The sequence below is a fragment of the Rhodopseudomonas sp. BR0C11 genome (genome assembly GCF_010820945.1).
Taxonomy (GTDB): domain Bacteria; phylum Pseudomonadota; class Alphaproteobacteria; order Rhizobiales; family Xanthobacteraceae; genus Rhodopseudomonas; species Rhodopseudomonas palustris_H.
This window is the reverse complement of the sequence record NZ_QTKI01000028.1, coordinates 1-22157: the sequence shown is the minus strand read 5'-3', so window position 1 is coordinate 22157 and position 22157 is coordinate 1. Positions and strand designations below refer to the sequence as shown.

The 22157-nt window shown below is 65.9% G+C and carries 22 protein-coding genes, 1 tRNA gene and 2 pseudogenes; 16 read left to right on the top strand and 9 right to left on the bottom strand.

Annotation, left to right across the window (positions count from 1 at the left end; all coding sequences use genetic code 11):
- From DYI24_RS04430 to DYI24_RS04420, 3 genes and pseudogenes are all read left to right on the top strand, one after another.
- Window positions 1–1274 (top strand): annotated as a pseudogene (locus tag DYI24_RS04430) (hypothetical protein); the annotation flags it as partial.
- Window positions 1275–1350: 76 nt separating this feature from the next.
- Window positions 1351–2679, top strand: a complete 1329-nt coding sequence (locus tag DYI24_RS04425; protein ID WP_164571403.1) for a hypothetical protein — start codon at window positions 1351–1353, stop codon at window positions 2677–2679.
- A gap of 26 nt (window positions 2680–2705) precedes the next feature.
- The gene (locus tag DYI24_RS04420; RefSeq protein WP_164571402.1) at window positions 2706–3215 is read left to right on the top strand and encodes a hypothetical protein; all 510 of its coding nucleotides are present in this window, start codon (window positions 2706–2708) and stop codon (window positions 3213–3215) included.
- A 130-nt stretch (window positions 3216–3345) separates the two neighbouring features.
- Here DYI24_RS04420 and DYI24_RS04415 read toward each other — a convergent pair.
- Together DYI24_RS04415 and DYI24_RS04410 are read right to left on the bottom strand one after the other, a co-directional pair.
- A tRNA-Arg gene (locus DYI24_RS04415) sits at window positions 3346–3422 on the bottom strand.
- A gap of 249 nt (window positions 3423–3671) precedes the next feature.
- Window positions 3672–5150, bottom strand: a complete 1479-nt coding sequence (locus DYI24_RS04410) for an ATP-binding protein (RefSeq protein ID WP_164571401.1) — start codon at window positions 5148–5150, stop codon at window positions 3672–3674.
- A gap of 329 nt (window positions 5151–5479) precedes the next feature.
- Between DYI24_RS04410 and rpmH the strand changes: the two genes are divergently transcribed.
- The 8 genes and pseudogenes from rpmH to DYI24_RS04370 all read left to right on the top strand — a co-directional run bounded on the left by rpmH (window position 5480) and on the right by DYI24_RS04370 (window position 11839).
- Window positions 5480–5614, top strand: a complete 135-nt coding sequence (gene rpmH / locus DYI24_RS04405) for a 50S ribosomal protein L34 (protein WP_006609582.1) — start codon at window positions 5480–5482, stop codon at window positions 5612–5614.
- A 23-nt stretch (window positions 5615–5637) separates the two neighbouring features.
- Window positions 5638–5979 (top strand): ribonuclease P protein component, encoded by a 342-nt coding sequence (rnpA, locus tag DYI24_RS04400; RefSeq protein WP_011156201.1) that lies wholly within the window; start codon window positions 5638–5640, stop codon window positions 5977–5979.
- A gap of 16 nt (window positions 5980–5995) precedes the next feature.
- Entirely contained in the window at window positions 5996–7861 is a 1866-nt protein-coding gene (gene yidC / locus DYI24_RS04395) for a membrane protein insertase YidC (RefSeq protein WP_164571400.1), read from the top strand.
- Window positions 7862–7943: 82 nt separating this feature from the next.
- Entirely contained in the window at window positions 7944–8594 is a 651-nt protein-coding gene (gene yihA, locus DYI24_RS04390; RefSeq protein ID WP_164571399.1) for a ribosome biogenesis GTP-binding protein YihA/YsxC, read from the top strand.
- A complete protein-coding gene (locus DYI24_RS04385; protein WP_164571398.1) occupies window positions 8594–8962 on the top strand; it encodes a DUF423 domain-containing protein in 369 nt (122 codons plus the stop codon). Before yihA ends, DYI24_RS04385 begins: the two co-directional genes overlap by 1 nt.
- A 124-nt stretch (window positions 8963–9086) precedes the next feature.
- Window positions 9087–9983, top strand: a complete 897-nt coding sequence (gene argB / locus DYI24_RS04380; RefSeq protein WP_107342826.1) for an acetylglutamate kinase — start codon at window positions 9087–9089, stop codon at window positions 9981–9983.
- Between the two features lie 155 nt (window positions 9984–10138).
- A pseudogene (locus tag DYI24_RS04375) lies at window positions 10139–11144 on the top strand (DUF1036 domain-containing protein).
- Entirely contained in the window at window positions 11141–11839 is a 699-nt protein-coding gene (locus tag DYI24_RS04370) for a pyrimidine 5'-nucleotidase (RefSeq protein ID WP_164571397.1), read from the top strand. Before DYI24_RS04375 ends, DYI24_RS04370 begins: the two are co-directional and overlap by 4 nt.
- Window positions 11840–12051: 212 nt before the next feature.
- On the opposite strand, the gene DYI24_RS04365 is transcribed toward DYI24_RS04370, so the two are convergent.
- On the bottom strand, window positions 12052–12351 hold the full coding sequence (locus DYI24_RS04365) for a GIY-YIG nuclease family protein (protein WP_164571396.1): 300 nt from the start codon (window positions 12349–12351) through the stop codon (window positions 12052–12054).
- 159 nt (window positions 12352–12510) lie between these two features.
- Here DYI24_RS04365 and dapD point away from each other — a divergent pair, with 159 nt between their 5' ends.
- From dapD to dapE, 3 genes are read left to right on the top strand one after another with little or no spacing between them, the layout of a single operon-like run.
- On the top strand, window positions 12511–13356 hold the full coding sequence (gene dapD, locus DYI24_RS04360) for a 2,3,4,5-tetrahydropyridine-2,6-dicarboxylate N-succinyltransferase (protein ID WP_164571395.1): 846 nt from the start codon (window positions 12511–12513) through the stop codon (window positions 13354–13356).
- A gap of 18 nt (window positions 13357–13374) precedes the next feature.
- The gene (locus tag DYI24_RS04355; protein WP_164571394.1) at window positions 13375–13848 is read left to right on the top strand and encodes a DUF805 domain-containing protein; all 474 of its coding nucleotides are present in this window, start codon (window positions 13375–13377) and stop codon (window positions 13846–13848) included.
- Window positions 13848–15011, top strand: coding sequence for a succinyl-diaminopimelate desuccinylase (gene dapE / locus DYI24_RS04350; RefSeq protein ID WP_164571393.1), 1164 nt, complete (start codon window positions 13848–13850; stop codon window positions 15009–15011). The genes DYI24_RS04355 and dapE overlap by 1 nt, the downstream gene beginning before the upstream one ends.
- Before the next feature lie 142 nt (window positions 15012–15153).
- Here the strand turns inward: dapE and truA are convergent, their stop codons facing one another.
- From truA to def, 3 genes are all read right to left on the bottom strand, one after another.
- Window positions 15154–15891 (bottom strand): tRNA pseudouridine(38-40) synthase TruA, encoded by a 738-nt coding sequence (truA, locus tag DYI24_RS04345; protein ID WP_164571392.1) that lies wholly within the window; start codon window positions 15889–15891, stop codon window positions 15154–15156.
- 179 nt (window positions 15892–16070) lie between these two features.
- Window positions 16071–17003 (bottom strand): methionyl-tRNA formyltransferase, encoded by a 933-nt coding sequence (fmt, locus tag DYI24_RS04340; protein ID WP_164571391.1) that lies wholly within the window; start codon window positions 17001–17003, stop codon window positions 16071–16073.
- Between the two features lie 78 nt (window positions 17004–17081).
- A complete protein-coding gene (gene def, locus DYI24_RS04335) occupies window positions 17082–17609 on the bottom strand; it encodes a peptide deformylase (protein WP_107342818.1) in 528 nt (175 codons plus the stop codon).
- A 149-nt stretch (window positions 17610–17758) separates the two neighbouring features.
- Between def and DYI24_RS04330 the strand changes: the two genes are divergently transcribed.
- On the top strand, window positions 17759–18961 hold the full coding sequence (locus tag DYI24_RS04330; RefSeq protein WP_164571390.1) for a DNA recombination protein RmuC: 1203 nt from the start codon (window positions 17759–17761) through the stop codon (window positions 18959–18961).
- A gap of 189 nt (window positions 18962–19150) precedes the next feature.
- Window positions 19151–20527, top strand: coding sequence for an AmpG family muropeptide MFS transporter (locus DYI24_RS04325; RefSeq protein ID WP_164571389.1), 1377 nt, complete (start codon window positions 19151–19153; stop codon window positions 20525–20527).
- Between the two features lie 16 nt (window positions 20528–20543).
- On the opposite strand, the gene DYI24_RS04320 is transcribed toward DYI24_RS04325, so the two are convergent.
- From DYI24_RS04320 to DYI24_RS04310, 3 genes are all read right to left on the bottom strand, one after another.
- The gene (locus DYI24_RS04320; protein ID WP_164571388.1) at window positions 20544–20972 is read right to left on the bottom strand and encodes a hypothetical protein; all 429 of its coding nucleotides are present in this window, start codon (window positions 20970–20972) and stop codon (window positions 20544–20546) included.
- A 19-nt stretch (window positions 20973–20991) separates the two neighbouring features.
- Window positions 20992–21594, bottom strand: a complete 603-nt coding sequence (recR, locus tag DYI24_RS04315; RefSeq protein WP_164571387.1) for a recombination mediator RecR — start codon at window positions 21592–21594, stop codon at window positions 20992–20994.
- Window positions 21595–21697: 103 nt separating this feature from the next.
- Window positions 21698–22018, bottom strand: coding sequence for a YbaB/EbfC family nucleoid-associated protein (locus tag DYI24_RS04310; RefSeq protein ID WP_107342814.1), 321 nt, complete (start codon window positions 22016–22018; stop codon window positions 21698–21700).
- Window positions 22019–22157 lie beyond the last annotated feature (139 nt).

Sequence of the window (22157 nt, the reverse complement as noted above, 5' to 3'; positions counted from 1 at the left end):
ACTTTGGACGCTGCGAGAGCGGAATCGCCAACGGCATCGAGCTGGCTGACGCTCTTCCAAGCTTGGTCGAGCCACACGAGATCGAAACGCTCGCGGCGGGCCTGCGCGGACGCCTGCTCGATTACATCCGGCAGCAGATTCCCGACCTCGACGATTGCACCGATCTGCTGCTGGTCGATCTCGGCTATTCGGCCAGCGTGCAGAAGGCGCTGAGCCGCGTTTTCAAACGCGCCGGTCTGAAGCTGCGCGTCCACGGCTGCTATTTGCTCGCCCTCGGCGATGCGTGCGACGAGCTCGCCGAGGAGGACACCGTCTCCGGGTTGATCGACGATCTCGTTCTGACGCCGCATCTCAATCGGACGCTGATCCGCAACGCGCCGATCTTCGAGCAGATCTGCTGCTCGGCGGAGGGCTCGGTGCGCGACTATGCGGACGGTCACCTGCTTCGCGAGCCGGATCCGCGGCCGGCCGCGCAGATCGAGGTGACATCCGAGATTCAAGCGGGCGTACTGACCTACGCGTCGGCGGCGCGCGGGGTCGCCCACGAGGTTGGGCTCGATCCCTATCGGGATCTCGACGTCGCCGCGCGCGCGACCGCCACGACGCTCGGCCGCCTGCTGCTGCTGCCGGACGAAGAAGAACTGGCGCTGTTCGGCTCATTTCAGCACGACGTCAATCTCGGCACCGATACGCTCGCACCCATGATCCACAGCGCCGCGATCGGCGACCAGATCGTGCTGCGGGGCCTGCCGACAACCTGTGCGCTGTCGCCCCCGCCGATGTGGATGGCGGGCAGCTTCGCCGCGCACTCACAGTCGCATGCTTTTCTGTATGCATTGTTCGGCGCTGGCCAGCTTCCTGGCGAGATGGTCGGCGACCGGCCTCACGGTTCGCTCCGGATCGGTCTGTTCGGTACGGACGGCGCGGGATCGCTGCAGGAGGTGTCGGTGCTGCGGACCGGTTTCGGCGGCCTGCGCCTGCGCATTCCGCTGTCTGGAGCGATGCGGATCGCCATGATCGCCGTGCCCCTGGGCCGGCTCGCGCGTGAGGGCCTGATCGACGGGGTGATGATCCAGCGCGGCGGCACCGCCGCCGAGGCGATGCGCGCCGAAGCGTTCATACCGGTCGCAGCCGACCGCCTCAGCGCGGCCGGTCTGACCCGCAACGGAAGGCACTACCTCGCCCCAGACGCCGACGGCTGCCTGCTGATCCCCGTCGAGCCGGCGGACGGCATCACCATCTACACCGTCGCAGTGACCCCGCTCGGCTGTTAGCGGATCCGGCGTCGGCCGCGCCTGATCCGGCGACCTGCTGCGTTGAAGTCATAACCCTGCCTTCAACGAGCGCGCCATGATGCCGACCTCCCCCTCCGCCAAGCTCACCGAACTGCTGCAAACAACCGGGCTGCGGCTCGGGACGTCGCAGCGGCGACGGCTGGACTGGCTGGCGGATCGCGTGGGTCCCGCACGGGTGCAACGTCTCGGCGAAGCGCCGGACCCCGACGCCAGGCTGGTGATCGTGACCGAGCCGATGAGCGGCGCCGGCGCCGAGCTGTTCTGCAGCGCGCTGCCGCGGGGTTGCGTGGTGGTGCTGCCGTTCGGGGAAAATCCCGACTTCGATTTCCTTAAGTCCAAACTCACCGAGTTCGGCACCGTCGGACCATGCGGCGCCGAGGGCCCGCACGAAATGTGGTGGGGCGGAGTGGGCGACGCCGAGACGCTCGCGGCCGATGCATCCGAGACGGCCCGGCCTCGGATCGTGTCCTGCTATCAGCACGGCTGCGACGATCTGATCTGGCCGCTGCAACAGGCCGCTCAGTCGCTCGGCCTCACCGCGCATGTCAGCCCGCTGATGAGCGAATGCGACGACCGTCTGCTCGCTTACGAAAAGGCCGAGTTCATTCTGCAGGCCTGGGAGCGGTTTCCCGAACCGCTGCTCTATATCGAGGCTGGCGCGTTGTTGCAGGCGCCGCCGCTCCTGCCGGCGCAGCTCGAATGCGACGTTGCCCTGCACCGATGGAATCGCTGGGAGCTATCGGCCCGGACCTTGTATTTCGGACGTTCAGAGGCAGCGAAAGCGCTGCTACTCGGCTGGCGGCGACTGGCAAAAGCCCACCCCACCGTCTGGGACGGCTATCTGCTCGACCAGGCTTGGAGCCTCGCGCTGTCGCGCAGCGCGCTCGACACGGTGTGGCTGCCGCGCAGCTATCACACCCTGCACGGCGATCCGGCGCAGCCCTCTGCGACGATCGTTCACGACCTGCCCGGCACCTCGGCCGACCTCGGCCCCGATCCCGGCTTCGCATCGCTGGTACGTACCGCACGCCGCGCCGGCCGCACCGGCGGACGTGACGCGCTGGTGGTGATGACGTCACATCAAGCCTCCGGCGACGGCGTTGCGGTGATCCTGCGGGACATCGCGGCCGCGGACAGCCGGGTGGTAGCCACGACGGTCGAGACCACAACAAGCGCCTTCGCAGCCGACAATGGCGGATTCGGCCGGCTCGAACTGATGCTGTGCGCCTGGCGGGATGAGGTCGACTTCGCTCGCGAAGCGGCAGCATCGGCGCGGCTGCGCGTCGCGGAGATCGTGCCCGGCCAGCCGATCCCGCACGACTTCTTCGCCAAGCTCGATCGGCAAGACGCCGGTCCCGCTTCCCTGATCGCTCGCGGTCGCTAGGTCGCCTTCACCTCCAGGAGCTCGTCATGCTGAAAAACCTGATCCTGTTCGCCGCCAATGCCGAACACCGGCCCGCGCTCGCCGCGCTGCTGCGCGAGCACAATCCCGGACTGACCGTCAGTGACGATCTCGAACTCTGCGATCTGGAGCAGCTCGAGCCCGAGGAATTGCAGGAGTCGCGCCTGATCTGTTTCGGCGGCCCGCTGACGCTGCAGAGCGATGTGGTGAAGCAGATCGGCCACGGCGCCTATCAGTTTTACTACGCGCCGCTGCAGTACCCGGGGCTGGCGCCGACCACTGCCCAGCAGGCGGAAGATGATGGCCCGTGCGTTTCGGTGATCGCGCAATCGATCGGCGACTCCGCGCCGTTCGATCAGATCCTCGACATCGAGACCGTCACGCTGCCGGCGAACATCGAAGCTCCGCAGCGCGATCTGATCGCCTTCACCCGCCTCGCCCGGATGTTCTGGCGCCTATCGCACGCCATCGCTTGCGAAAGCCTGCCCGCGGAGCCGCGCAGCACCCGTCTTAACTGAGAGACCTATCCGGACGTTGGGACGCAGGTCGACGCGCTAGGCCGGCACGACCCGCGCTGCGCTGGAGCGCGCGAGCGCGATTGCACTGCGTCGCCGCCTCATCAAATATCGAGTTCGGAAAAATTCAAAATGGCGCGCCCGAAAGGATTCGAACCTCTGACCCCCAGATTCGTAGTCTGGTGCTCTATCCAGCTGAGCTACGGGCGCGTCTGCCGCGGGCTCGCTGGGCGTTGAGGCCTGGAGCCGCTGGCGTTCCGCAGCGGCGAAGCGCTGCGAAGGCCGCCATAGCTAGCGGCTCCGGTTCGGATTGGCAAGCGCCCCGGCTGCTCTTTTCTTACGGATTGACGACGCTGCGGCCGTCCTGGGGATTATCAGCAGCAAAGGCAGCCTGCGACCATGCCAACGCGTGCCCGCGTAGACGGCCACTGGGTTCGAAAAATCTTTAATTGTAGAGAGTTAGGCGCGCGCGCGCTCGCTGCGCAGACTGTGCAGATCGACCGGGCGGTCGGGGATCGAGATCCGGAAGGTCGCGCCAATCGTGCCTTCCACCAGCTTGATCTCGCCGCCATGGGCTCGCACCAGCTCGGCCGCGATGGCGAGGCCGAGGCCCGAACCGCCGGCGCGAACCGAGCCGTGGAACGCCTCAAACAGGTGATCGCGCGCCTTCTGCGGCACACCGGGGCCGGTATCCGACACCTCGAGCACCGTCACCGAGCCTTCCCGGCGGCCGGTGATGCGGATCTGCTGCAGGTTGGCGTCATTGCGCGGCTGGCCTTCCAGCGCCTGGGCGGCGTTGCGCACCAGATTGAGCAGCACGCGGAACAGCTGGTCCGGGTCAGCATCAATGGTCAGGCCGCGCTCGATCGCGCTGACCCAGGTGACCGACGCATCGTCGGCGAGGCCCGCGGTTTCGCGGACGTCGTTGACCAGCGGCTCGATCAGGATGCTGCGGCGGTCCGGCGCCGCTTCCTGGGCGCGGCCATACGACAGTGTCGACTGGCAGAACGCGATCGCGCGCTCCAGCGAGCGCACCAGTTTCGGCGCGAACCGCTGCACCCGCGGATCCGGCACGCTGGAGAGCTGGTCCGACAGAAGTTGCGACGACGCCAGCAAGTTGCGCAGGTCGTGGTTGATCTTCGACACCGCCAAGCCGAGCGCAGCGAGACGGCTCTTCTGATGCAGCATCGACACCAGATCGCGCTGCATGTCCGACAATTCCCGCTCGGCGAGGCCGATTTCGTCGCCGCGCGGACCGGGCACCACGATTGAAGCAGGGCTTTCCGGATCGCGGCGGAAATTGACCATGTTGGCGGTCAGGCGCCGCATCGGCCGCACGAACAGGAAGTGCAGCGCCAGATAGATCAGCGCCGTGGTCAGGCTGGTGATGGTCAGCGACACCAGCAGCAGATTGCTGGAGAACCGGTACATCGCGTTGCGCAGCGGCGCGGCGTCGATCACCACTTCGATGAATTCGGCATTGCCCTCGGCCGGACCGACCACACGGATCGTCGGGTTGCCGCTTTCCAGCATCACCACGAAGGAATCCAGGATCGCGCCCCACGGCGTGACGTTCCGCATGTCGACGACGTGATCGATCTTGGTCGGCAGATTCGAGCTGGCGAGCAGCCGGCGCTGCTGGCCCATCTTGATCGCCACCGCCCGCGCTTCAATCGAGTCGAGAATCTGCTGCGCGAGGGAATCGGGCACCCGCCCCGACGGCGATGCATCCAGCACCAGCGCCGCGGTGTTGGCGGCGGCGAGGCGGTCGTTCAGCCGGTTCAGCCGATAGTTGGCGATCGACGGCACGTAGATCAGGATTTCGGCGATCAGAACCAGCGGAATCGTCAACAGCAGCAGCTTGCCGGACAGCCCAATTTTAGGCTCCAGGCCGCGCCGCCACGCGTGCGTCTCCGGCTGTTTGTCCGCTGCCTGCACCGATTGTCGCCCTCGGCCCGCTCCTCACCGCCCTGTCCGGCCGGAATCGTGACAATATTTAATGTCAAGATGCTCCTTTGCCAGAAGCAGGTCAAATTACCGTTTCCTCATTCGTGAAGATGAGCGCGCGGTTTCGACACGTCCAAAGCAGTGCGGGGTGCAATTGACGAGAACAGGACGCTCCCGTATAAGCCGCGCCAACTGTCCGCGATGGCCCGGCTCTGCCCGGGGCGGTTCATTATTGGGCTGCATCCGGCTCATTCGTGAGCCGACATCTTCGGGCTTACCCACCACTTATGAATAACTGACCCGGCGACGGAGAACGACCCGTGAAGCGGACTTATCAACCCAGCAAACTGGTGCGCAAGCGCCGTCACGGCTTTCGTGCCCGTCTCGCCACCACCGGTGGCCGCAAGGTGCTGGCGGCGCGCCGCGCCCGCGGACGCAAGCGTCTGAGCGCCTGATCGGGCTTGCCCGGGACCTGTTGATGGAGCGGTTACGGCAGCGGGCGGATTTCATCGCCGTTGCCGGCGGGCTGCGGATCAACGGACCTGCCTTCGTGCTGCAGAGCCTGCGCCGCGAAGACCAGGGCCCGATCCGGGTCGGCTTTACCGTCACCAAGAAAATCGGCACCGCGACCGAACGCAATCGAATTCGACGCAGACTGCGCGAATTGGTGAAGCGGACGGATCGCGGTTTTCTGCTGCCGCACAGCGACTATGTGCTGGTCGGACGCCGTGCGGCGCTGAGCCGCGACTTTGCCGTCATGCTCGGCGATCTGCGCACCGCGCTCGAGCGGGTGGCGCGGCGCTCTCCCAAACCCGCGTGAGTGACGAGACCCGACGATGTCCGACAATCGCAACACCATCCTCGCCGTCGTTCTGTCGGGCCTCGTGCTGCTCGGCTGGCAATACTTCTTCAACATCCCGCAGATGGAAAAGCAGCGCGCCGCCCAGCAGGCGCAGCAGCAGGCCGCCAAGCAGCAGGCCGAAACCCAGACGCCGGGTGCGGCGCAGCCGAGCACGACGCCGGCTTCGCCCGGTGCGCCGGGCGCCGCTCCGGCCAGCCCGCAGCCGGCCGCCGCCCCGACCGTCAGCCGCGAAGCCGCACTCGCTGCCGGGCCGCGCATCAAGGTCGAAACGCCCCGTCTGTCCGGTTCGATCGCGCTGAAGGGCGCCCGGATCGATGATCTGGCGCTGACGCAATATCGCGAAACAGTCGATCCGAAGTCGCCGCCGATCGAGCTGTTCTCGCCGTCGGGCAGCGCCCGTCCGTATTATGCCGAATTCGGCTGGGTCGGCGCCGCCGGCGCCAGCGTCAAGCTGCCGGACCACAACACGGTGTGGGAGCAGGAAGGCACCGGCGCCCTGACCCCGGCCACTCCGATCACGCTGAAATGGGACAACGGTGAGGGCCTCACCTTCCGCCGCCAGATCACCGTCGACGACCGTTTTCTGTTCACCGTCAAGGACGACGTCACCAACACCGGTGGCGCTCCGGTGACGCTGTATCCGTTCGCGCTGATCTCGCGCCACGGCACGCCGCATGTCGAAGGCTATTACATCCTGCACGAGGGCCTGATCGGCTATCTCGGCGACCAAGGCCTACAGGAATACAGCTACAGCAAGATCGACGAAGCCAAGTCGGTCGGCTTCAAGGCGACCAACGGCTGGCTCGGCATCACCGACAAGTACTGGGCCTCGGCGCTGCTGCCTGACACCAGCGCCCAGCTCCAGGCGCGGTTCTCGGCCAACAAGGTCGGCAACGTCACCACCTACCAGACCGACTATCTCGAAGACGCCCGCACCGTTCCGATCGGCGGCACCGTCACCGCGAACGCCCGGCTGTTCGCCGGCGCCAAGGAAGCGCGGGTGGTGGGCATCAACTTCCCGTTCGCCGGTCTTGGCGGCTACGATCGCCAGCTCGGGCTGAACCACTTCGACCTGCTGATCGACTGGGGCTGGTTCTACTTCATCACCAAGCCGATGTTCCTGGCGCTGGACTTCTTCTTCCACCTGGTCGGGAATTTCGGCGTCGCCATTCTGCTGGTGACGGTGCTGGTCAAGCTGCTGTTCCTGCCGCTCGCCAACAAGTCCTACGCCTCGATGGCGAAGATGAAGGCGATCCAGCCGCAGCTTGCCGCGCTCAAGGAGCGCCACCCCGACGACAAGGTGAAGCAGCAGCAGGAAATGATGGAGATCTACCGCAAGGAGAAGATCAATCCGGTCGCCGGATGTCTTCCGATCCTGCTGCAGATCCCGGTGTTCTTCTCGCTGTACAAGGTGCTGTTCGTCACCATCGAAATGCGGCACGCGCCGTTCTTCGGCTGGATTCACGACCTGTCGGCCCCGGATCCGACCAACATCTTCAACCTTTTCGGCCTGATCCCCTACGATCCGACCGCGATCCCGGTGCTCGGCCACTATCTGGTGCTCGGCGCCTGGCCGCTGGTGATGGGCTTCACGATGTGGTTCCAGATGAAGCTGAACCCGCAGCCGCCGGATCCGACCCAGCAGATGATCTTCGCCTGGATGCCGGTGATCTTCACCTTCATGCTGGCGCACTTCCCGGCCGGTCTCGTGATCTACTGGGCCTGGAACAACACTTTGTCGGTGGCGCAGCAGGCCTTCATCATGCAGCGCAACGGCGTGAAGGTAGAGCTCTTGGACAATCTGAGATCGACCTTCAGCAAGAAAAAGAAGACGACCTGACCTTCACGTCATTCCGGGGCACCCGCCCCGGAATGACGACCCTGCCGGGCGCACATTTGCGCCGCTCCTGGACTCTCGCCGCATGACCGACGCCATCGATCCCGACTTGATCGAACGCGGCCGCAAGATGTTTGCCGGCGACTGGCATTTCATCTGGGCGTCGCCGTCGATCGAAACGCTGCCCCCGATGGGCCGTGTCGAGGTCGCCTTCGCGGGCCGCTCCAATGTCGGCAAGTCGAGCCTGATCAACGCGCTCACCGGCCGCAACGCCCTTGCCCGAACCTCACACACCCCGGGCCGGACTCAGGAGCTGATCTTCTTCGAAGGTCCGCCGAATGCCGGGCTGCGGCTGGTCGACATGCCGGGCTACGGCTACGCCGCCGCCTCGAAGGCCAAGGTCGCGTCCTGGACCTCGCTGATCCACCACTTCCTGCAGGGCCGCGCCACGCTGGCCCGGGTCTATGTGCTGATCGACGGCCGCCACGGGCTAAAGGACGTCGACCTCGACATCCTGAAGACGCTCGATAAGGCCGCGGTCAGCTACCAGATCGTGCTGACCAAGGCCGATCAGGTCAAAGCCGCGGAGCTTGCCGAGCGGGTGACCGCGACCCTCGCGGCGCTGGCGAAGCACCCTGCCGCCTTCCCGGAAGTGCTGACCACCTCCTCGCGCACCGGCGCCGGAATGCCGGAGCTGCGGGCGGCGATGATCCGCCTCCTCGACGAGCGGCGATGATGAACGCCTTGCTCCGCCTGTCGATCGTGATCGCCGGGCTTTACGGCGCTGCCGGTGTCGCCCTGGCGGCGGCGAGCGCGCATCTGCCGGATGCCAGCCGGCTCGGTCCGGCCTCTTCGATGCTGCTGTTTCATGCCTGCGCGATTTCGGCGGCCGTGCTGCTGGTCGAGCGCGGTATCGCCCACCGGATTGCCGGGCTGGCGGCGACGTTCGGCTTTGTGCTCGGCACTGCGCTGTTCGCCGGAGCGCTGACGCTGCTGCAGTTCACCGGCCACGGCCTGTTTCCGATGGCGGCGCCGACTGGTGGCTCAGTGTTGATCGGAAGCTGGCTCCTGCTCGCGGTCGCCGCGCTGTGGCCACGACGCTAGCGCGAGTCCGGGCGGCGGATTCCGCCCCTAGGATCGGCTGCGCCGAAGTGCTAGCGATCTGTCCCGCCGCAACGGCCCCGGAATTGCTCGTTCAGATCGTCCCTTCAGCTCGAAAGACCGCTTCATGACCGACGTGCCCGTCATCAGCCCGCTCGATCAGGCCCGGATTCTGTCCGAAGCGCTGCCGCACATGCAGCGCTACGACGAAGAAACCATCGTCATCAAATACGGCGGTCACGCCATGGGCGCCGAAGACACCGCTAAGGCATTCGCGCGCGACATCGTGCTGCTCGAGCAGACCGCGGTGAACCCGGTGGTGGTGCATGGCGGCGGCCCGCAGATCGCGCAGATGCTGAAGCGCCTCGGCATCAAGTCGGAATTCGCCGCGGGGCTGCGCATCACCGATGCCGCCACCATCGAGATCGTCGAGATGGTGCTGGCCGGCTCGATCAACAAGCAGCTCGTCGGCTACATCAACGAGGCGGGCGGCAAGGCCGTCGGCTTGTGCGGCAAGGACGGCAACATGGTGTCCGCCACCAAGGCGACGCGGACCATGGTCGATCCGGATTCGCGGATCGAAGAGGTGATCGACCTCGGTTTCGTCGGCGAGCCGGAGAAGGTCGACCTGACCCTGCTCAACCAGCTGATCGGCCACGAGTTGATCCCGGTGCTGGCGCCGCTGGCGACCTCCGCGTCGGGCCAGACCTTCAACGTCAATGCCGACACCTTCGCCGGTGCGGTTGCCGGTGCGCTGCGGGCCAAGCGCCTGCTGCTGCTGACCGACGTGCCGGGCGTGCTCGACCAGAACAAGAAGCTGATCCCCGAACTGTCGATCAAGGATGCCCGCAAGCTGATCGCCGACGGCACCATCTCGGGCGGCATGATCCCCAAGGTCGAGACCTGCATCTACGCGCTCGAACAGGGCGTCGAAGGCGTCGTCATTCTCGACGGCAAGGTCCCGCATGCGGTGCTGCTCGAACTGTTCACCAACCAGGGCACCGGCACGCTGATCCACAAGTGATGCGGAGCCCGCGCTTTAATGGCGTTATGCCCGGCCATGCGTTCGGGCCTCATCCTGAGGAGCCCGACGCGCCCCGTAGGGCGGCGTCGGGCGTCTCGAAGGATGGCCGCGGGTCCGCATGGTTCGAGACGGCGCGCAGAGCGCGCCTCCTCACCATGAGGTCGTGCAGGTGGCAGGCGATCTTCGCGGCTGGCTTTTTCGCCTTGATTGGTAGCACGACCGCACACGCCGACCTCAAGCTCTGCAACCGCATGAGCTATGTGGTCGAAACGGCAATAGGGGTCGATTCCAACGGCACCACCGCCTCGCGCGGTTGGCTGCGGATCGATCCGGCGCAATGCCGGGTCGTGGTGCAAGGCGCGCTCAATGCCGATCGCATCATGCTGAATGCCCGCGCGCTGCCGGTGTACGGCGTCTCGCCTCTGCCGCAGAACGGCACTGACCGGCTGTGCATCGCCGAGGACAATTTCGTCATCGCCGCCGCGCGGCAATGCCGCGGCGGCCAGACGCTCGCCGCCTTCACCGAGATCAAGCCCACCGACACGGAGGACGGCAACAAGATCGCGTATCTGGCCGAAGACTCCGGCTACGACGACGAACAGGCCAAGCTCGCCGCGATCCAGCGGCTGCTGGTGATCGCCGGTTACGACGCCTCGCCGATCGACGGCGTCGACGGCCCGAAGACGCAGGCCGCGCTGTCCGCCTTCCTCAAGAGCCGAGGCCTAAAGCCCGAGATCGTCGATGCGCCGGATTTCTTCGACGTGATGATCAAGGCGGTGCAGCAGCCGTCCGGCAGCGGGCTGACCTGGTGCAACGGCACCACGTACAAGAGCATGGCCGGCGGCGGTCGGCGAAGACGACGGCAAGACCATCACCGGCCGCGGCTGGTACGGCGTCGCGCCCGGCCAATGCCTGCGTCCCGACCTCAGCGCTCAGCCGAAGCGGGTGTTCAGCTTCGCCGAAGCGGTCGACGGCAGCGGCCGGCCAGTCACCATCAAAGGCCGTGCGCTGAACTGGGGCGGCGGCGTGACGCTGTGCACGCGTGACAGCAAGTTCGAGATCGGCGAGCAAGGCGATTGCGCGGCGCGCGGCCTCGCCGCCACCGGCTTCGCGGCCGTCGACCTGAGTAGCGGTAAGACATTGAGGTTGTCCGCCCCATGATGCAGCTCGGCAAACGCGGCTTCGATCACGTCGAGACCTGGGTGTTCGATCTCGACAACACGCTGTACCCGCATCACCTCAACCTATGGCAGCAGGTCGATGCGCGGATTCGCGACTTCGTCGCCAACTGGCTGAAGGTTTCGCCGGAAGAGGCCTTCCGTATCCAGAAGGATTACTACAAGCGCTACGGCACCACGATGCGCGGGATGATGACCGAGCACGGCGTCCACGCCGACGACTACCTGGCTTATGTCCACGCTATCGACCATTCGCCGCTGCAGCCGAATCCGGCGATGGGCGACGCGATCGAGCGACTGCCCGGCCGCAAGCTGATCCTGACCAACGGCTCCACCGCCCATGCCGGCAAAGTGCTGGAGCGGCTCGGCATCGGCCATCATTTCGAGGCGGTGTTCGACATCATTGCGGCCGACCTCGAGCCGAAGCCGGCGCCGCAGACCTACCGCCGTTTTCTCGACCGCCATGGTGTCGACCCGGCCCGCGCCGCGATGTTCGAAGACCTCGCCCGCAACCTCACCGTGCCGCACCAGCTCGGCATGACCACCGTGCTGGTGGTGCCTGACGACAGCCAGGACGTGGTCCGCGAAGACTGGGAGCTCGAAGGCCGCGACGCCGCCCATGTCGATCACGTGACCGATGATCTGACGGGATTCTTGGGGAAGCTGAGTTCGCTGTAAGCCACAACGTGTCCACAGCCTCGATCGTCATCGCCGCCGGATGCAGGCAGCCTCGTATTGTAGACCGCTTGCGATCTTCCGTCCTTAGCCCTGGAATACTGGATCGCCCGGACAAGCCGGGCGATGACGTGGGAGGGGGGAACGACGCGGTGGCCATATTCCACGCCGTCATCGCCCGCGCAGGCGGGCGATCCAGTATTCCAGAGCGCCGGTCAGGGCGGACCGGCGATCTCCGGGTACAGATCATTCCAATCCGGATTGTGCTGTTCGATCAGTCTGACCTTCCAGTCGCGCGGCCATTTCTTCAACCGCTTCTCGCGCCGGATGGCATTCTCGACATCGTCGAAGACTTCGAAATACACCAGCCGATCGAGGCCGTAGCGCAGCGTGAAACCCTCGACCTCTTTGGATTTGTGCTCGGCTGTGCGACGGACGAGGTCATTGGTGACGCCAACGTAGATCGTCCCGCCGATTCGATTGGCCAAGATGTAGACATAAAACTGACGCGACATCGGAGACCTCCCAGACGGCCCAATGCTCTGGAATACTAGATCGCCCGGACAAGCCGGGCGATGACTTGGGGGGCGCGGCGGCGCCTTGACTCCGACCCGGCGAATCCGGACAACACTCCGCAAAACTCTCCCTGAAATCAGCCTCCCAAGGACCCGTCGATGCCGCTCACCGCCCTGGAATCTACCATCAACGCCGCTTTCGACGCGCGCGACACCGTTACCGCGGCGACGCAGGGCGAGATTCGTCAGGCCGTCGAGGATGCGCTCGATCTGCTCGACCAGGGCAAGGTGCGGGTGGCGCAGCGCGACGCCTCCGGCACCTGGACGGTCAATCAGTGGCTGAAGAAGGCGGTGCTGCTGTCGTTCCGGCTCAACGACATGGGCGTGATCGCCGGCGGCCCCGGCGGTGCCAACTGGTGGGACAAGGTGCCGTCGAAGTTCGAGGGCTGGGGTGAGAACCGCTTCCGCGAGGCCGGCTTCCGCGCCGTGCCGGGCGCGATCGTGCGCCGCTCCGCCTTTATCGCCAAGAACGCGGTGCTGATGCCGTCCTTCGTCAATCTCGGCGCTTACGTCGATGAAAGCACCATGGTCGACACCTGGGCGACCGTCGGCTCCTGCGCCCAGATCGGCAAGCGCGTGCACATTTCCGGCGGAGCCGGCATCGGCGGCGTGCTCGAGCCGCTGCAGGCCGGGCCGGTGATCATCGAGGACGACTGCTTCATCGGTGCCCGTTCCGAAGTCGCCGAGGGCGTGATCGTCCGCAAGGGCGCGGTGCTGGCGATGGGTGTTTTCCTCGGTGCCTCGACCAAGATCGTGGACCGCGAGACCGGCGAAATCTTTGTCGGCGAAGTGCCGGAATATGCCGTGCTGGTGCCCGGCACCCTGCCCGGCAAGCCGATGAAGAACGGCGCCCCCGGCCCGGCCACCGCCTGCGCGGTGATCGTCAAGCGCGTCGACGAGCGCACCCGTTCCAAGACCTCGATCAACGAATTGCTGCGGGACTGACACCTGTAGGAGGCGCGAATGGACTGGACCACGCTGTTCTTCAGCTTTCGAGGTCGGATCAATCGCGCCAAATACTGGCTGGTCGGACTGATCTACGTCGCCGCCTGGATGGTGTTCACCGTGCTGGCCATCGCCTGGCTCGGCGGCGTCGATCCCGAGCAGCTGTTCCGCTTCGCCGGCGGCGCGCTCCTGATCTGGTTGATCGCGATCGCACTCGGCCTTGCCGGCACTTGGTCGGGCCTGGCCACCGGCATCAAACGGCTGCACGACCGCGACAAGAGCGGCTGGTGGATCCTGCTGTTCTGGTTCGGCCCGAGCCTGCTTGGCGGCTCCAACCAGACCATGGAAGACAGCCCCGTCAGCCTGGTGCTGGCACTGATCGGGCTCGCCATCGCGATCTGGGGCTTCGTCGAACTCGGCTGCCTGCGCGGCACCCGCGGTCCTAATCAATACGGCCCTGATCCTCTGGAGCCGCAAGGCACGCTGACCTGATGACCTCGACTCCGACTGCGCTTTCGATCGCCCAAGACCTGCTGCGCTGCCCTTCGGTAACTCCGGCGGACGCCGGCGCACTCGATGTGTTGGAGACGCTGCTCAAGGGCGCAGGGTTCACCGTGCATCGCGTCACATTCTCGGAGCTGGGCACCGCAGACATCGACAACCTGTATGCGCGGATTGGCGACGGCGCGCCGCATCTTTGCTTTGCCGGCCACACCGATGTGGTGCCGCCAGGTGAAGCCAGCGCCTGGACTCACGGCGCCTTCGCCGGCGACGTTGCGGACGGCCTGCTGTACGGCCGCGGTGCGGTCGACATGAAGGGCGGCATCGCCTGCGCGGTGGCGGCGACGCTGGACTATCTGGCGGCGATCGGCGGCAAGCCAAAGGGCTCGATCTCGTTCCTGATCACCGGCGACGAGGAAGACGTCGCGGTCAACGGCACCGTCAAGCTGCTGCAATGGGCCGCCGAGCGCGGCGAACAATTCGATCACTGCATCGTCGGCGAGCCGAGCAATGTCGAGGCGATCGGCGACACCATCAAGATCGGCCGGCGCGGCTCGCAATCCGGTATGCTGATCGTCGACGGCGTCCAGGGCCACGTCGCCTATCCGCACCGCGCCGCCAATCCGGTGCCGGACATCGCCAGGCTGATTACCGCGTTGAACGACGAGCCGCTCGATCATGGCTCCGCGCAATTTCAACCGTCCAACTTGGAATTCACTTCGGTCGATGTCGGTAACGCCGCCACTAACGTGATCCCGGCACAGGCGCGCGCCAAGTTCAACATCCGCTTCAACGATCACCACACCCAGGAGACGCTGAAGGCGCTGGTCGAACAGCGGCTGGCGGTCGCGTGCGGCAATCGCATCCGCGCCCGGATCGAGTGGCTGCCGGCGAATGCCGACGTGTTCGTCACCAAGCCCGGCGCCTTCACCGATCTGGTCGGCGCCGCGATCGCCGAAGTGACCGGCCGCAAGCCCAATCTCAACACCGGCGGCGGCACCTCGGACGCGCGCTTCATCGCTAAATACTGCCCGGTGGTCGAATTCGGCCTGGTCGGCCAGACCATGCACCAAATCGACGAACGCACGCCGGTCAGCGACCTCGACAAGCTGACCGCGATCTACCGCGGCGTGCTGGAGAGATATTTCAAGTAACAACGACCTCTCTTCCGTCATTCCGGGGCGCGAGCACAGCTCGCGAACCCGGAATCCCGAGATTCAAGGCACCGTTACGTTCGCTACAACATCGGGATTCCGGGTTCGCGCTACGCGCGCCCCGGAATGACGGCCATGTGGCTTAGTAATCCACCTGCATCAAATACAGCCCCTCCGGCGGGGCGACCGGGCCGCAGGCAGAGCGCTTCCGCGCGGCGAGCGCGGCGGCGAGGTCGTCCGCGGTCCAGCGGCCTTCGCCGACCCACACCAGCGAACCGACCATCGAGCGGACCTGGCTGTGCAGGTAGGAGCGGGCATTGGTGGTGATATCGACTGCATCGCCGTTGCGGATCACATCGAGCACATCGAGGGTCTTTTCGGGCGAGGCGGCCTGGCACTCGGTATCGCGGAAGGTGGTGAAGTCGTGCTTGCCGATCAGCACCTGCGCGGCGCTGTGCATCGCGTCGGTATCGAGCGGCTTCGGCACTCGCCACACTTTGCCGATGTCGAGCGCCAGATTGGAGCGGCGGTTGGCGATGCGATAGCGATAGTGCCGCCGCACGGCCGAGAACCGCGCTTCGAATGTGTCCGGCACAATTTCGGCCGCCAGTACCGCGACCGGGTTGGGACGCAGATGGGCGTTCAGCGCGTCTCGGAGCTTGTCAGCGCGGAACGGCTTCGGAATATCGACATGCGCGACCTGCCCCAGCGCATGGACACCGGCATCGGTGCGACCAGCGCCATGCACCCGCACGGCCTCGCCGCAGGTCGCCAGCGCCGCGGCCTCCAGCGCGCCCTGCACCGATGGCAGGGCCGGCTGCAACTGCCAGCCACAAAACGGCGCGCCGTCATATTCGATGGTGAGTTTGTAGCGGGGCATGCGACTCATTTTTTGGGCGCGGCGTGGCCCCGAATTCTGTCGTCATCGCCCGGCTTGACCGGGCGACCCAGTATTGCAGAGCGTCAGTAACAGATCGCGAATGCTCTAGGATACTGGGCCACCCGCTTTCGCGGGTGGTGACGGCCGAAGGCGGGGTGGCGCTCAGCCTCCGCCTCAGCCTACCCCACTCGCACGCCCTTCGCGATCGGCGTGCCGCGCAGAAATTCTTCAGCGGTCATCGGCTGCTTGCCGGCGCGCTGCAATTGCGCGATCCGGATCGCGCCGTCGCCGCAAGAAATCGTGAGATCATGGCCGATCACTTCGCCCGGCGTTCCACGCCCCTCGGCGAGCGCGCAGCGCAGCACCTTGATCCGCACCGCCTGACCTTCGATCGGCAGTTCGCACCACGCGCCCGGAAACGGCGACAGGCCGTGGATGTGGCGCAGCACCGCGCGCGCTGGCTTGGCGAAATCGATCTTGGCTTCGGCTTTGTCGATCTTGGCCGCGTAGGTGACGCCGTCTTCGCTTTGTTTGGTGAGCTGCAGCCCGCCGCGCTCCAGCGCCGCGATCGCCCGCACCATCAGATCGGCACCGAGCCGGGCGAGCTGATCATGCACGTCGGTGACCGTCATGGCATCGGTGATGGCGATCCGCTCGGCCATCGCGACATCGCCGGTGTCCAGCCCGACGTCCATTTTCATCACCATCACGCCGGTCTCAGCGTCGCCGGCCATGATGGCACGATTGAGCGGCGCGGCGCCGCGCCAGCGCGGCAGCAGCGAGCCATGCAAATTGTAGCAGCCGAGCTCGGGCGCATCGAGAATCGCCTGCGGCAGGATCATGCCATAAGCGACGACGACGGCCGCGTCCGCCTCGTGGGCGCGGAAGTTCGCCAGCGCCTCATCGGTGCGCAGCGTCTTGGGCGTCAGCACGGGCGCCTGCAGCCGGTGCGCGGCAAGCGCAACCGGCGTCTCCTGCAGCTTCATGCCCCGACCGGCCGGCTTCGGCTCGCGCGTATAAACCGCAGCGATGTCGTGGCCATGGGCCGCCAGCGCCAGCAGCGTCGGTACCGCGAACTCGGGCGTTCCCATGAAGACGAGGCGAAGCGGCATGGCGTCAGAGTCCCGGACAGGTCTGGGCGACGGAGGGCCGAGCGTCAGAACGCGCCGGCCGATCACCTGCGCGAGCGCTCAGACGTATTTAATGCCGCGCTTGGCAGCCTTCTCGAACTTGCGGATCACCATCGCGCGCTTCAGCTTCGATAGGTGATCGACGAACAGCACGCCGTTGAGATGGTCGATCTCGTGCTGGATGCAGGTCGCGAACAGACCGTCCGCGTCCTCTTCCTTCACGTTGCCGTCGAGGTCGGTGTAGCGGATCCGGACCGTCTTGGGCCGTTCGACCTCGGCGTAGTATTCCGGAATCGACAGGCAGCCTTCCTCGTACACGTTCATGTCCGACGAGGCGCCGATGATCTCCGGATTGATGAAGGCGCGCGGATCGCTTTTGCCGTCGCCTTCCTTGCGGACGATATCCATCGTGATCAGCCGCACCGGCTCGGCGATCTGGATCGCCGCCAGCCCGATTCCGGGGGCCTCATACATGCTCTCGAACATGTCGTCGGCGAGCTTGCGGATCTCGGTCGTCACCTCGGTGACGGGCTTGGAGATCTCGCGCAGCCGTTTGTCGGGCAGAATGATGATTTCGCGTAGGGCCATGGCGGCGATTTAAGCGGCGCCGACGTTGCGGTCAATCCGGGACCGACCGGAGCTTCTGCCACTTTCGGCGCGGCCTGCCTTAAAGGTCTGTTCAGCGTCATGTTCTATCTTCGTTCTTGATGGCTGTGCAATCTGCTACACCGGCGGCGATGGACCAGATTCTGTTCAGGCTCGGCGAAGTGCCGATCAGCCTCGGCATGGCCGCCGCAGCTTTCGCCGCACTCGCGCTGGCCCTGCTCGCGATCATCGCCGTATTGGTCGCCCGCGGCAGCGCCTCGCGGCGGACCGCGGAGATCGACCAGCGGCTGGCGGTGTTGATGCGGGCCCAGCACGAGGCCAACGGCCGGGTCGATGCGATGGGCCGGGCGCTTGCCGGCCGCCAGGCCGAGATGGCGCGGGCGATGAGCGAACGGCTCGACAGCGTCACCCACCGGTTCGGCCAGTCGCTGACCCAGTCGACCCGCTACACCATGCAGAGCCTGCAAGCGCTGCACGAGCGGCTCGGCATCATCGACCGCGCCCATGACAACCTCACCGAACTGACCGACCAGGTGACGACCCTGCGCGACGTGCTCGCCAACAAGCAGGCACGCGGCGCGTTCGGCCAGGCGCGGATGGAAACGATCGTGCAGGACGGGCTGCCGAAGGGCTCGTTCGCGTTCCAATACACGCTGTCGACCGGCAAGCGACCGGACTGCGTGGTGCTGCTGCCGGATCAGCGGCCACTGTGCATCGACGCCAAGTTTCCGCTGGAAGCGGTGACGGCGCTGCGCGAGGCGACCACCGAAGAAGCCAAGAAGGCCGCCGCGCAGCGGCTCCGCACCGACGTGATGCGCCATGTCGACGACATCGCGTCCAAATACCTGATCCCGGGCGAGACCCAGGACACCGCGCTGATGTTCGTGCCGTCGGAGTCGGTCTATGCGGAGATCCACGACGGCTTCGACGACGTGATCCAGAAGGCCTACCGAGCACGTGTCGTACTGGTGTCGCCGTCGCTGCTGATGCTGGCGATCCAGGTGATGCAGCAGATCCTCAAAGACGCGCGGATGCGCGACGCCGCCGATCAGATCCGCACCGAGGTGCTCAGTCTCGGTGACGATCTGGCGCGCTTGCGCGAGCGTGTCACCAAACTGCAGACCCATTTCGGCCAAGTCACCGACGACGTCCGCCAGATCCTGATCTCCGCCGACAAGATCGAGCGCCGCGCCGCTCGGATCGAGGAGTTGGATTTCAGCGACTCGACCGCCGAGTCCGCATCGGCCCCTGCCCCCGAAGCTCCGTTGGCACCCGATCGCGCCGATCTGTTCGCCTCGCGCGCCTTCAAAATTGACGAAGTCGCGCCGAGCTGAGGCCGCGCCACCCACCCCGCCGTCGTCGCCCGCGAAAGCGGGCGACCCAGCATTCCAGAGCTCAGCGGCCACATCGTCCAGCATGGCCTCGTGCTTCACACAAATCATGGTGAGTACTGGTTCGCCCGGACAAGCTGGCGATGACGGACTTTGATGCCCGGCTTCCGTCGAATCTGCTACCAACCACGCATGAATGCTCCAGATCCCGCGTCGAATCCCGAGGCGCCGTCGCAAGTAGCCGTCACCAAGCCGAGCTGGCGCGAGGCGATGGCGGTGTATTTGCAGCCGCGGGTGCTGGTGGTGCTGTTTCTCGGCTTCTCCTCCGGCCTGCCGTTGGCGCTGTCCGGTTCGACGCTGCTGGTGTGGATGCGCGAATCCGGCGTCGATCTCGGCACGATCGGGCTGTTCGCGCTGGTCGGCACGCCCTACACGCTGAAATTCATCTGGGCTCCGCTGGTCGACGCGCTGCACGTGCCGCTGTTCACCCGGACATTCGGCCGGCGCCGCGGCTGGCTAGTGTTCGCCCAGCTGCTGCTGATCGCCGCCATCCTGGTGCTGGCATTCGCGGACCCGGCGAAGTCGCCGCTCTACGTCGCGATCGGTGCGCTGCTGGTTGCCACCACCTCGGCCACCCAGGACATCGTGGTCGATGCCTTCAGGGTCGAGAGCCTGCCGGAACAAGAACAGGCCGCCGGTATGGCCGCCTATGTGGCGGCCTATCGCATCGGCATGCTGATCTCGACCGCAGGCGCGCTGTTCCTGGTCAGCGCCTACGAATCCACCGGACGAACCCGGCTTGAATCCTGGATGTGGGGCTATGTGACGATGGCCGCGATGGTGCTGATCGGCACCGTCACGGCGCTGCTCGCCACCGAGCCGGAGCAGTCGGCGCGGGCCGAAGCTGCAACCAGCGGCGAGAGCGCGTTCCGCCGCGTCACCCAGGCGGCGATCGGTGCGTTCTCCGAATTCCTCGGCCGCAAAGATGCATTCGCGGCGCTGGCTTTCGTGGTGCTGTTCAAGTTCACCGATGCGTTCTCCGGCCCCATGACGGCCCCGTTCGTGATCGACCTCGGCTTCACCCGCAACGACTATGCGGCGATCGTCAAAGGCGTCGGACTGGCCGCAACGCTGATCGGCGGCTTTGCGGGCGGCTTCGTGGCGCGACGTTATTCGCTGGCCGCCAGCCTGTGGATCGGCGGCCTGCTGCAGGCGGTCGCCAACCTGTCGTTCTCGTGGCTCGCCATTGTCGGTGTCGACCAATGGGCGCTGGCACTGGCGATCAGCGCCGAGAACTTCACCAGCGCGATCGGCACGGTGATCTTCGTCGCGTATCTGTCGGCGCTGTGTAAGAACCCGCTGCACACTGCCACCCAATACGCCCTGCTGACCGCGCTCGCTGCGGTCGGGCGGACTTATCTGTCGTCGGGTGCCGGCTATGTGGCAAAGGCGACCGGATGGCCGGCGTTCTTCGCGATCTGCGTCGCGGTCGCGATCCCGAGCCTATTGCTGTTGGCGTGGCTGCAGCGCCGCGGCCATTTCGCGGCGCTCGGTCCGGTGAAGGTCTGACGGATCATCCCGCCGATTACTTCAGCAGGCTCCACTTGGTCACCACGGCTTCGCTCATCTGGCCGGGCTCGTTGGCGCAACTGACCGACTCGATCTTCAGCGCAACATGCTTGCCGCGGTGCGTCTTGAGCTGCGACGCCTGGGCATCGTCGGCCGGCACGATCTGGAAGGTCTCCGGCCCATTCTCGAGATTGCACAAGCCTGCCGGCGCCGGCAGCCGGCGCGGCTCGCTGACGAGCTGATACACCGGCCCGTTCTTGCCCTTGGCCCGGGTCTTCAGCGCATTGAGTTCACCGCTGAGCACATCGCCGACGCGAAGCGCGGTCGGCTTCGGCAGCGCCGCCTGCGTCCCGCCCTGCTGCGCATCTTGCGCGGACACCCCGGAGGCAACGAGCGTCAGGGCAAGCGCAGCAATCGTCGGGAGCATGAAGCGTGGCTGAGTCATCAGGTCCAATCCGGTTGAGTCAGAACAAAGTGCGCTGTCGCATCGCCGCCGACAGCGTCCCTTCGTCGAGATAGTCGAGTTCGCCACCAACCGGCACGCCATGGGCGAGCCGGGTCACTTTGACGTTGGCGTCCTGCAAGAGGTCGGTGACGTAATGTGCGGTGGTCTGGCCATCGACGGTGGCGTTGAGCGCCAGAATGATCTCGGCGATGCCGGGATCATGCGCACGCTTCACCAACGCATCGATCGTCAGATCCTCGGGACCGACGCCGTCGAGCGGCGAGAGCGTGGCCCCCAGAACGTGGTACCGGCCGTTTGTGGCAGAGGCGCGTTCGAGCGCCCACAAATCCGCAACGTCGGCCACCACCACGATGATCGAGGAATCGCGCCGTAGATCGGTGCAGACCGTGCACGGATTCTGCGAGTCGATGTTGCCGCAGGTGCTGCAGACTTCGATCTTGTCGATCGCGACCTGCAAGGCCGAGGCGAGCGGCGCCATCAGCGCGTCGCGCTTCTTGATCAGATGCAGCGCGGCGCGCCGCGCCGAGCGCGGCCCCAATCCGGGCAGCCGCGCCAGCAACTGGATCAGACGTTCGATCTCGGGGCCTGCGGCACCGGCCATCGGGACTCCGTCTCCGTGGGTTGATCAGACGCGTCGACGCAACGCTTCGCCACTCTCATTGCCGAGACGGGCGTCTAAGGCGCGAATCGAAAGGCGAGAAAGACTAGCCCAGGCCGAGCCCGGGCGGCAGGCCGAGGCCACCGGTCAGCGCTTGCATCTTCTCCTGCATCGCGGCTTCCGCCTTGCGATGGGCGTCGCCATGCGCCGCCACCAGCAGATCTTCGAGCACTTCGCGCTCCTCGGGCTTGATCAGCGACGGATCAATCGAGATGCCACGCACCTCCATCTTGGCGCTCATCCGTACCTTGACGAGGCCGCCGCCCGACAGGCCCTCGACCTCGATCTGGTCGAGCTCGGCCTGCATCGCCTTCATCTTCGACTGCAGCTGGGCAGCCTGTTTCATCATGCCGAGAAAGTCAGCCATGATCGGTTTCCTTTCAGATCGCTAATCGTCGTCGTCAATTCGCTCGGAGGGATCGTCCATATCAGACTCGATCTCCACCGGCTCGGGGGCGAGGCGCCGCACGGTCAGCTTGGCGCCGGGAAATCGCGCCAGCACTTCC

Bases quoted from the DNA above. Each gene is read 5' to 3' on its own strand.
- DYI24_RS04425 (WP_164571403.1), top strand. From the start codon at position 1,351: ATGATGCCGACCTCCCCCTCCGCCAAGCTCACCGAACTGCTGCAAACA.
- DYI24_RS04420 (WP_164571402.1), top strand. From the start codon at position 2,706: ATGCTGAAAAACCTGATCCTGTTCGCCGCCAATGCCGAACACCGGCCC.
- rnpA (WP_011156201.1), top strand. From the start codon at position 5,638: ATGGAGCGGTTACGGCAGCGGGCGGATTTCATCGCCGTTGCCGGCGGG.
- yidC (WP_164571400.1), top strand. From the start codon at position 5,996: ATGTCCGACAATCGCAACACCATCCTCGCCGTCGTTCTGTCGGGCCTC.
- yihA (WP_164571399.1), top strand. From the start codon at position 7,944: ATGACCGACGCCATCGATCCCGACTTGATCGAACGCGGCCGCAAGATG.
- DYI24_RS04385 (WP_164571398.1), top strand. From the start codon at position 8,594: ATGAACGCCTTGCTCCGCCTGTCGATCGTGATCGCCGGGCTTTACGGC.
- argB (WP_107342826.1), top strand. From the start codon at position 9,087: ATGACCGACGTGCCCGTCATCAGCCCGCTCGATCAGGCCCGGATTCTG.
- DYI24_RS04370 (WP_164571397.1), top strand. From the start codon at position 11,141: ATGATGCAGCTCGGCAAACGCGGCTTCGATCACGTCGAGACCTGGGTG.
- DYI24_RS04365 (WP_164571396.1), bottom strand. From the start codon at position 12,351: ATGTCGCGTCAGTTTTATGTCTACATCTTGGCCAATCGAATCGGCGGG.
- dapD (WP_164571395.1), top strand. From the start codon at position 12,511: ATGCCGCTCACCGCCCTGGAATCTACCATCAACGCCGCTTTCGACGCG.
- DYI24_RS04355 (WP_164571394.1), top strand. From the start codon at position 13,375: ATGGACTGGACCACGCTGTTCTTCAGCTTTCGAGGTCGGATCAATCGC.
- dapE (WP_164571393.1), top strand. From the start codon at position 13,848: ATGACCTCGACTCCGACTGCGCTTTCGATCGCCCAAGACCTGCTGCGC.
- truA (WP_164571392.1), bottom strand. From the start codon at position 15,891: ATGCCCCGCTACAAACTCACCATCGAATATGACGGCGCGCCGTTTTGT.
- fmt (WP_164571391.1), bottom strand. From the start codon at position 17,003: ATGCCGCTTCGCCTCGTCTTCATGGGAACGCCCGAGTTCGCGGTACCG.
- def (WP_107342818.1), bottom strand. From the start codon at position 17,609: ATGGCCCTACGCGAAATCATCATTCTGCCCGACAAACGGCTGCGCGAG.
- DYI24_RS04330 (WP_164571390.1), top strand. From the start codon at position 17,759: ATGGACCAGATTCTGTTCAGGCTCGGCGAAGTGCCGATCAGCCTCGGC.
- DYI24_RS04325 (WP_164571389.1), top strand. From the start codon at position 19,151: ATGAATGCTCCAGATCCCGCGTCGAATCCCGAGGCGCCGTCGCAAGTA.
- DYI24_RS04320 (WP_164571388.1), bottom strand. From the start codon at position 20,972: ATGACTCAGCCACGCTTCATGCTCCCGACGATTGCTGCGCTTGCCCTG.
- recR (WP_164571387.1), bottom strand. From the start codon at position 21,594: ATGGCCGGTGCCGCAGGCCCCGAGATCGAACGTCTGATCCAGTTGCTG.
- DYI24_RS04310 (WP_107342814.1), bottom strand. From the start codon at position 22,018: ATGGCTGACTTTCTCGGCATGATGAAACAGGCTGCCCAGCTGCAGTCG.